The following is a 9319-nucleotide window of genomic DNA, read 5'->3' as shown; positions in this document are numbered from 1 at the left end:
CAAAAATGAACCAGGAGCTAAAATCTCTCCTTCTTCATTTATTAATCTTACAAGAGATTCGTATTTTGCAATCTTTTTAGTTTTATTATCAATTATTGGTTGAAAGTATGAAACAATATTATAATTATCTAAGGCAATTTTAACCATACTCATTACTGCTAGATTCTTTTTAGCATCAATATGCTCTTTTATTGATAGGTCATTTGAATATGCAATGGACTCTTTTTTCTTAACAGCTTCCATAAGACCACATTTTGCATCTTCATATAAGTTTAATTTTCCAAAAGAGTAACTAATAATAATATTTAAATCATATTCAATACCATCTATCATAAATCTTGAGTTTTTTACATTATTTGATAATTGTTCAAAATATTCATTAACATTTTGAACAAAATTTGCATATGCAAAAAAGTCAATAAGTAAAGCATACATTCCATTGCCAATATTATAAACAGTATCAAAAATGTCTTTATTTGGTAAATATGATAATAACTCATAACCAAATAGTTTTTCTATTTTTTCAATTGTTGACATATTATAAAATTTATCTAAAATCTCAAAATCTTCTATTTGAATTAGTGCTAATAAAGATAAATTATTTGATTCAATTTGATTAAGCAAATGTTTTTTATCATTCATAATAGCACTTAGGTTATTTCTAAGACTAATATACTCAACAACTTCACCACTTAAATCAAAGATTGGTTTCATAGTAGATTTAACATAATACGTTTTACCAGATTTTGATAGGTTTTTCATAACTCCTGTCCATGGAAGTTTTTTTATACCAATTGTTTCCCAAAGATTTTCATATATTTCTTTAGCATTATCAGGATGTCTTATAATATTATGATTTTTACCAATTAACTCTTCTCTTGTGTATTCTGAAATATTACAAAAGTTGTCATTTGCATAAGTAATAATACCTCTTGTATCTGTTTTAGAAACGATTATACTACTATTAACAACGTTGTGATATTGCTCTAAAATAAAGATTTTATTTTTATTTTCATAGTTTTCTTTTATTTTTAAATATTTATTCGCTATTTTTTCTAAACATTGAGATAACTCATTTTTGTTTAAAATATTAGAAATATAAGAATCAATATCTAAAGACATTATTTCAATAATATTATCAATTTTATTTAATGAAGAAAAAACGATAGTTAATATATTTGGATTAATTTGTCTTGATTTAGTTATAAGTTCTGAACTATCAACTTTTATATTATTTATATCAAGTAGTAAGACATCGATATTAAATTTATCTATTTGTTCCAAAGCTTCTTGCGTGTTTTTTACTACAATAACTGATTTGAAATATTTCTTTAATGTATCACTGATAGGAATAATAGAGTTTTCGTCATTTTCAATATATAATAAAGTCAAATCTTTTGTAGCAGTTAGCTCACTAATACATGTGTCTTTCATATAAAACCTTAAAATTAATAATAAAGTATATCTTATTAATGATTAATTATAATATTAAATTATATAAAAATTAGAAGATTATGAAATTTACGTATAAATGCCTTGCTATTTATTTTACTTTCAGTTATACTGTGCCTACTTAAGATGAATTAGAGTTTCATCTGTTCTATGCCTTTTATTAATTACCACTTATTGATATTACACATTTTTAACAAAAAAACTCATTTTTATTTTTAAAACTTCAATATGAAGAAAAAAAGGAATAAATATGTCAATTACACATATAAAAATAAACAAAAAAATCGAAGTACTATTAAGACTTCTAGAAGAAAAAGAAAATTTAAAAGATGCTTGTTCAAAAGCTGGATTAAATTCAGAAGCAATTTTAAGTAAAAGTAAAAACTTAGATAAATAATTTATAAAAAAATTATTTTAAGTATGGTTATACTATTTAGATCTGAGATAGTATAAATCCAAGTATTCATCAGAATCAATTTCGTCTTAATTTAAATCATTAAAAAAACCTATTTATCCAACAAATAGTTTAATCAGATCATTTTGATTAACATAAATCTAAGACGTACCTTACAATCTATCATTTAATAAATATCTTATATATTTATTGTTTGATTATCTCAATAAATATTCACAAATAAAAATCAACGAAATTTTATAAAAAATAAGATATTATCTTCGATTAAAATTATCTAAAAAAGGGTTGTAATGCAAATACGAGTCTATTACGAAGACACAGATTGTGGTGGGGTGGTTTACCATTCTAATTATTTAAGTTTTTGTGAAAGAGCAAGGTCGGAATTATTTTTTCAAAAAGGATTATCTCCACATAATGATAAAAACTTTTTTGTAGTTAAGCGTGTTGAGGCTGATTATATAAAACCTGCTGTTTTTGCTGATGTTTTAGATATAAAGTCAGAATTAGTTGAAAAGAAATCTGCATCATTAGTTATGAAACAAGAAATATTTAGAGGTGATGAGCTTTTATTTAGAGGAATTTTTAAGCTTGCATATCTATGTGATTTCAAACCCAGTCGCATTCCAAAAGAACTTTTTGATGTATTTAAATAACAAATAATATATTAGAATAAAACTTTATTTTTTACTTATACTCAAGTATTATCATAGTATTATACACCCTTAATTATACTAACTTAAAAAGGATTTTTAGTGCTTGAAATATTTGTAATAGCATATTGTTTATATTTTGTATTTAACGTATATACTTCATTTATGCAAATAGGTTTTGTTAAAAATGCAAAAAACTTACAACCTATAATTTTATCAGATTCAGCAAAATACAAAGAGGCTGCAAATTATTCTATTGAAAAAGAAAAAATTGCTATTGCTTCTACATTTTATGATTTCGTGATATTTTTCTTATGGATTGGATTTGGATTAACTAGTTTAAACTCACTAATTACAACTGATTCATATCTTTTAAAAGCTGTTTTATTTATTGATTTATTTATTATAATCAATTGGTTTTTAACTCTACCATTTTCTTTATACTCAACTTTTAAGCTTGATAAAAAATATGGTTTTTCAAATATGACGATGTCTTTATATATAAAAGATACGATTAAAAGTGCAGTATTGTTTTTAATCTTTGGTTCATTAGTAATTGCTGGAATTGCTTTTATTATTCAGTCATTTGATACATGGTGGATTTGGGGATTTGCTTTTATTTTCTCTGTTATTATTTTAATCAATATGCTTTATCCTTTAATTAGAGATAAATTTTTTGATAAATTTGAATCTTTAAAAGACAAAGAATTAGAAGCAAAAATCGAAAAACTTTTAACAGAAGTTGGATTTAAAAGTTCAGGTGTATTTTCTGTTGATGCATCAAAAAGAGATAATAGATTGAATGCATATTTTGGTGGATTAGGAAGTACAAAAAGAGTTGTATTATTTGATACTTTAATTCAAAAATTAACTCATAATGAATTACTTGCTGTTTTAGGACATGAATTAGGTCACTTTAAAAATGGTGATATTCTTAAGAATATTGGTATTATGGGACTTGTTATGTTTTTATTTTTTGCTATATTTGGAAATTTACCACAAGAGTTATTTTTAAGTTTATCATTAGAGCAAGACTCATCTGCAATTATTGCAATCTTTTTAATATTTTCACCAATATTATCATTTTTCTTAATGCCTTTAGTTTCTCTTATTTCAAGACATAACGAATATGCAGCAGATGAATTTGGCTCAAATTTACAGTCAAAAGAGGATTTAGTAAGTGCTTTATTAAAACTTGCAAATGAAAATAAATCATTTCCTTTATCACATCCTATATATATTTTCTTTTATTATTCTCATCCTCCATTAGTAGAGAGATTTAAAGAGTTGGGTTATGATGTATCAAATAGTTCTAATGATGAAAATCCATTAAAAGATAAAGATTTTAATATCTAAAAAATATAGAAAGTAGAATTATTATGGAATTAATGTTATCTTTTGCAGACAACTTTTTAGTTTTGTTAAATGCAATGTCAATTTATATACTAGTAGGTTTATTATTTGCAGGTATATTAAAGCAGTTAATTCCAAATGATTTTGTAATAAAACACTTAGGAAAGGGAAATATCTCTTCTGTTTTAAAAGCTACATTATTTGGAATTCCTTTACCTGTTTGTTCTTGTTCTGTAATTCCTTTAGCTCAAGGATTAAGAAAAGAGGGTGCAAGTAAAGGTGCTGTTCAAAGTTTTCTAATTTCAACTCCAATTACGGGAGTTGATTCTATCTTAGCCACTTTTTCTTTTTTTGGTTTAATATTTACAGTTTTTAGAGTTATATCATCAATTATTATTGCTATTAGTGTTGGATTAATTCAAAACTTTGTTGATAGAGATTTAAAAGAAGAAAAAGAAAATGAAATAAAAGTTCAATCATGTTGTTCTAATACATCAACTTGTTCATCTGATACGTCTAAAAAAGAAAAATTCTCAATTAAAAAAGTGTTCTCTTATGCTTATGTGACTTTATTTAAAGATATGGCAAAAACACTTTTTATTGGGCTTTTACTTGGTGCTGCTTTTACTACTTTTGCACCAAAAGAGTATACACAGTTATTGTTTGAAAATGAAATATTAACATATATAATAATTATGCTTTTTGCAATGCCATTATATGTTTGTGCAACTGCATCTTTGCCAATAGCAGCAGCTTTAATGCTTCAAGGTATGAGTGGAGGAGCTGCTTTTATATTTTTAACAGCTGGTCCTGCAACAAGTGCTATAACTATGAGTGTTGTATATAAAAGTTTAGGTAAAAAAGCTTTAATTGTTTATGTAAGTACTATTGCAATTATGTCATTTGCTTTGGGATGGTTTTTTGATATTTATTTTGGTGAGTTAAATATTATAAGTTTTTTAGAAGATAATGATAATAATTCAATTATTTCAAATATAGCAAGTTTAATTATGCTGATTTTAATGTCATACTATTTAATAAAACCAAGACTTTATAGAAATAATAATATAAAAGAGAGTGATGTTAAAGTACAAAATGATTTAAAAGTAAATAATAAGATAGATTTTAAAAATGCTACATTTAAAAAAAGAGATTAACTTTTTTTAAATGTAAGTAATTATGGTTTTATTTTAGATGATTAAGAAGTAAAATATCTACTAAATCACCAGCTTTAATATTTTGGCTATCATCTTTTTGAATAAGTAAAGCAGGGCTTTCTAACATATTTGTTAAAATTGCACTTGTACCTTTTTTCTTACCATCAAAGTTTATAGTATATTCATTATTAGTATATTCAACATTACAAGCAGTAAAAATTGTTTTTGCCATTCTTTTTGGAAAATCTTCACTTATTCTAGCTTTTACAATTGGTAAACTTTCATTTGATTGTCTAAATTTATAAATAAGAGGTAATACATATAAAATTGCACAAACTGTTGAAGAGTAAGCAAATCCAGGTAATGCAACAATAATTTTACTATCTTTTAAAGCAACTAAAATATGCATACCAGGTTTTACAGTAACACCGTGAAATAATACTTGAGCATTTAGTTTATCTTTTATTACATCTTGAACAAAATCATAATCACCAACAGATACACCACCAGTTGTTACAACAATATCCGCTTTTTGAAGAGCTGTTTCAAAAAGGTTTGTAATTGATTCAATATCATCTTCAACTATTCCCATTTGAATTGTTGATGCTCCATTTGTTTTACAAAGTGCTTCTACTGTTAAATGATTTGAACTTCTAATTTGTGCATCATTTGTTTGTATTTCACCTAAGTCAAGTATTTCACTTCCTGTACTTGCAATTGCAACAGTTGGGTTAACTATTACATCAACTTGAGCAATATTTAATGAAGCTAAAACACCAACTTCAGCAAAACCAATAACTGAACCTTTTTTAATTAAAACTTCACCTTTTGAATAGTTCTCACCAATAGCTCTTGTAGCAAAACCAAAAGGAACTTCATTTGTGATTTTAATACAATCTTCGAAAACTTCAACATTTTCAATAGGAACTAAAGTATCACTTCCAATTGGCATAAGAGAACCTGTAAAAGTTTTGATACAAACACCATCTTTTACTTCTGAATCTACTACAAATCCTGCTGGATTTTTATCAATAATTTTAATAGACTCATTTTTTATATCAGAATGCTTTATAGCATAACCATCCATTGCTGATGTTGGAAACTCAGGACTATTATGATCTGCAATTATATCATTAGCAATAACTCTATTTATTGCATTTGTTAAAAACAATCTTTCAGTTGTAGGTTTAGCAATATTAATATTTTCTAAAATTTCAATTGATTTATCAAAACTTATAAATTCTCTCATATTCTTTCCTTAATTTGAATTTTGAACTATAAAATCTTTATATTTAAGTGCAGTATTATAACTAACCTGTGCTTCTTTTGCTACAGAATAAACTGTAATTTTTTGATTAAACATTCTCATCATATTTACTGAAGCTTCAATTTTCTTTTTTGCAGCTTCTTGCCTTGCTTTTGTAGCCTTTTTTGTTGCATTTGTTTTTTTATCAGTAATACTATTTTTATATTTTTCTTCTTCAATATGAAGTTTTTTATACAAGTCTGCTTGACCTGATTCTTTACATAATTCTTGTAGTATTTTTAATTCATTTACTGTAATTGTAATTCTAATCTTATTGCCTTTTTGTATATTTAATAGAAGTGGATATCGATATAACCAAATGAAGTAGCATATTTGTTAAAATAAAATATTGGTTATTTAATGTAGATAAAATAAAGATCTATCTTGATCTTTTTTTTATTATTATTTGTTCAAGCAACATATTTGCAAAACCTTCTGGTAACTGTGGATTATCTCTTTGAACAATTTCAAGAATATCTCTAATCTTGTCTTCAGTCATATTTATAGCTATTGGGATAATAGTTTCACTAATCTTTTTCTTAAACTCAATTTCTTCTTCTGTTGTCATTATGGTATCTTTTTCTTAATTATTTAATCTGGAATTATATAGTAATTATCTAAAAGTTCAATTAAAACTTCCTTTGTTTTATTCACTAATTGTTCTATATAATTTTAATTAATTACTTTTGCTAAAAAATCAGTAGAAATTCTAAATTTGGCTTTGAATTTTATTAGATATGGAGACTATTTGGATATAATTGCAAAAAATTTTATATAGGATTTATATCTTGATTGAAATAAGTAAAAAAATATCATCACTAGTTGGAAAAACTAATGCTGAATATGGATTAATAAAAGAAGGAGATAGAGTATTAATAGGCTTTTCTGGTGGAAAAGACTCTCTTACTTTACTTCACACACTAAATAGATTAAAAAAAGTTGCAAGATTTAATTTTGACTTTAAAGCAGTTACAGTAACTTATGGTATGGGTGAACAAGTACAGTTTTTAAGTGATCATTGTAAAGAACATGGAATTGAACATGAAATCATTGATACTCAAATATTTGAGTTAGCAGGTGAAAAAATTAGAAAAAATTCTTCATTTTGTTCATTCTTTTCAAGAATGAGAAGAGGTTATTTATACACAGCAGCACAAGAACAAGGATATAATAAAATTGCACTTGGACATCACTTAGATGATGCCATGGAATCATTTTTTATGAACTTCTTCTACAATGGTACAATGAGATCAATGCCTCCAATTTATGAAGCTGAAAATGGTTTAGAAGTAATTAGACCATTAATTTTTTGTAGAGAAAGACAATTAAGAGCATTTGCAGATAAAAATGAAATCAATGTAATTGGTGATGAAGCATGTCCTGGCTTAAGATTTGATGTTAAAATGCCTCATGCAAGAGCTACTACAAAAGAGTTATTAGCAAAACTAGAAGAAGAAAATCCTCAGATTTTTGTATCAATGAAAGCAGCATTTAGTAATATGCAACCTTCTACATTTTTCAAAAGTGAAGATTTAAATAGAAAAAAAGAAGACTAAATGAAAATTTTAGTTTCTTCTTGTCTTCTTGGTGAAGATGTTAGATATGATGGAAAAAATTCATCAATAGCTATGGGTTCATCTTTTACATTTTCTGCAAAAGAAATTTTCATGGATATTCTTTGTACTAATGAAGTTTACTCTTTTTGTCCAGAAGTATCAGCAGGACTAGGAACTCCTAGAGAAGCAGCAGAAATTGTAAGTATTGAAAAACCTTTTAAGGTTATGACTCAAAATAATGAAGATGTAACAATACCTTTTTTAGTTGGAGCAAAACAAGCTTTAGATCTTTGTAATGAAGAAGAAATTACAGTGGCACTTTTAAAATCAAAATCACCTTCATGTTCAAATAAAATGATTTATGATGGAACTTTTTCGGGAAATTTAATTGAGGCACAAGGTTTAACAGCGAGACTTTTATCAGAAAATGGTATTACAGTTTTTAATGAAACACAACTTAGTGAGCTTAAGAAATTTATAAAAAGAGCCTAGCTATTTTTATAAATTTTCATTTACAAGATTAGATAATCTTAAGGGGTCAAGAGCTCCTGAAACTCTCTTTTTCTCTTCACCATTTTTATAAACTACAATAGTTGGAATTGATCTAATATTAAATTTTCCACCTAATTCTTGATATTTTTCTGTATTTACTTTTACAAATAGAGCTTTTAGGGCATATTTTGAAGAAACTTCATTAAATATTGGTGCCATCATTTTACATGGACCACACCATGGAGCCCAAAAATCAACAATTACTGGAATTTCAGAATTCACAACAACATGGTCAAAATTCTCAGGACTTAATTCAATTGGACTTGTGTCTAATAATGAATCTTTACAACTTCCACAATTTGCTTTTGCATAAGATTCTTTTTGTGCAATTGCATTTACTTTTAAACAATGAGGACATACTACATTTATTTTTGTCATAATTTTAAGCCTTTAAATCTAATAAAACATCTGAAACTGCTTGTTGTGTTATTATTCCTTGTGCATTTGCACCATAAGCTATAACTTCAGGAATTTGGTTTACAATAGAATCTATTAAATCCTGAGAAACTTCTTGTAAAGCAGGGTCACCAACTGTATTTGCAACTTGTGCAATATTTGTAGCTGCTTTATCTATTTGTACTTGAGATTGAAGCATTGCGTTTAGATTATTATTTATTGTCATAATTTTCTCCTTCTTGTTTACTCATAAGTAACATTTTATTTAAGTTAGCAGTTCGTGCAATCATTGCATCAGCTCCACTTAAACCCTCACTTGCAGTAGCAGCTTTTGCTAAATCATCAAGTTTTGCAATAGCAGCTTCTTCATCTTGTGGAATAGAGGTATCAAGTCTTACATGACCACCTGTAGCATATAATTTACCATCTGGACCAGTTTGATAATTATAATTAATTGCACCAAGTGTATTTGCTAAAGAAGC

General features: G+C 26.0%; 13 protein-coding genes. 6 read left to right on the top strand and 7 right to left on the bottom strand.

Annotation, left to right across the window (positions count from 1 at the left end; all coding sequences use genetic code 11):
* Positions 1-1434, bottom strand: a 1434-nt coding sequence (locus ACERKK_RS06320; RefSeq protein WP_373772242.1) for a PAS domain-containing protein, incomplete at its 3' end; no start/stop codon positions are given.
* 268 nt (positions 1435-1702) lie between these two features.
* On the opposite strand from ACERKK_RS06320, the gene ACERKK_RS06315 reads away from it, so the two are divergent.
* The 4 genes from ACERKK_RS06315 to ACERKK_RS06300 all read left to right on the top strand — a co-directional run bounded on the left by ACERKK_RS06315 (position 1703) and on the right by ACERKK_RS06300 (position 5027).
* A complete protein-coding gene (locus ACERKK_RS06315) occupies positions 1703-1849 on the top strand; it encodes a hypothetical protein (protein WP_373772241.1) in 147 nt (48 codons plus the stop codon).
* 308 nt (positions 1850-2157) lie between these two features.
* Positions 2158-2520 carry a YbgC/FadM family acyl-CoA thioesterase gene (locus tag ACERKK_RS06310; protein ID WP_373772240.1) on the top strand — a complete coding sequence of 121 codons (363 nt, stop codon included), beginning with the start codon at positions 2158-2160 and terminating at the stop codon, positions 2518-2520.
* 99 nt (positions 2521-2619) lie between these two features.
* Positions 2620-3873 (top strand): M48 family metallopeptidase, encoded by a 1254-nt coding sequence (locus tag ACERKK_RS06305; protein ID WP_373772239.1) that lies wholly within the window; start codon positions 2620-2622, stop codon positions 3871-3873.
* A gap of 23 nt (positions 3874-3896) precedes the next feature.
* The gene (locus ACERKK_RS06300) at positions 3897-5027 is read left to right on the top strand and encodes an SO_0444 family Cu/Zn efflux transporter (RefSeq protein WP_373772238.1); all 1131 of its coding nucleotides are present in this window, start codon (positions 3897-3899) and stop codon (positions 5025-5027) included.
* Between the two features lie 28 nt (positions 5028-5055).
* On the opposite strand, the gene ACERKK_RS06295 is transcribed toward ACERKK_RS06300, so the two are convergent.
* From ACERKK_RS06295 to ACERKK_RS06285, 3 genes are all read right to left on the bottom strand, one after another.
* Entirely contained in the window at positions 5056-6276 is a 1221-nt protein-coding gene (locus ACERKK_RS06295) for a molybdopterin molybdotransferase MoeA (RefSeq protein WP_373772237.1), read from the bottom strand.
* 9 nt (positions 6277-6285) lie between these two features.
* Entirely contained in the window at positions 6286-6531 is a 246-nt protein-coding gene (locus tag ACERKK_RS06290) for a hypothetical protein (protein ID WP_373772236.1), read from the bottom strand.
* Positions 6532-6712: 181 nt separating this feature from the next.
* Positions 6713-6901 (bottom strand): hypothetical protein, encoded by a 189-nt coding sequence (locus tag ACERKK_RS06285; protein ID WP_373772235.1) that lies wholly within the window; start codon positions 6899-6901, stop codon positions 6713-6715.
* Positions 6902-7121: 220 nt separating this feature from the next.
* On the opposite strand from ACERKK_RS06285, the gene ACERKK_RS06280 reads away from it, so the two are divergent.
* On the top strand, positions 7122-7889 hold the full coding sequence (locus ACERKK_RS06280) for an ATP-binding protein (RefSeq protein WP_373772234.1): 768 nt from the start codon (positions 7122-7124) through the stop codon (positions 7887-7889).
* Positions 7890-8381: a DUF523 domain-containing protein gene (locus tag ACERKK_RS06275; RefSeq protein WP_373772233.1), complete on the top strand. Its 492-nt coding sequence runs from the start codon at positions 7890-7892 to the stop codon at positions 8379-8381.
* Positions 8382-8387: 6 nt separating this feature from the next.
* On the opposite strand, the gene trxC is transcribed toward ACERKK_RS06275, so the two are convergent.
* The 3 genes from trxC to ACERKK_RS06260 form a co-directional block, all read right to left on the bottom strand.
* Complete coding sequence (gene trxC / locus ACERKK_RS06270; RefSeq protein WP_373772232.1) at positions 8388-8819, bottom strand: thioredoxin TrxC; 432 nt, start codon at positions 8817-8819, stop codon at positions 8388-8390.
* Between the two features lie 4 nt (positions 8820-8823).
* Positions 8824-9063 (bottom strand): hypothetical protein, encoded by a 240-nt coding sequence (locus tag ACERKK_RS06265; RefSeq protein WP_373772231.1) that lies wholly within the window; start codon positions 9061-9063, stop codon positions 8824-8826.
* A partial coding sequence (locus ACERKK_RS06260) for a putative metalloprotease CJM1_0395 family protein (RefSeq protein ID WP_373772230.1) occupies positions 9050-9319 on the bottom strand: 270 nt, incomplete at its 5' end. The genes ACERKK_RS06265 and ACERKK_RS06260, both read right to left, overlap by 14 nt.

Origin of the sequence: Poseidonibacter sp., assembly GCF_041821165.1 — a bacterium.
In the GTDB taxonomy this organism is placed as follows: Bacteria; Campylobacterota; Campylobacteria; order Campylobacterales; family Arcobacteraceae; genus Poseidonibacter.
Note: the sequence above shows the minus strand (reverse complement) of the source record. Positions and strands in the feature narration are given on the sequence as shown.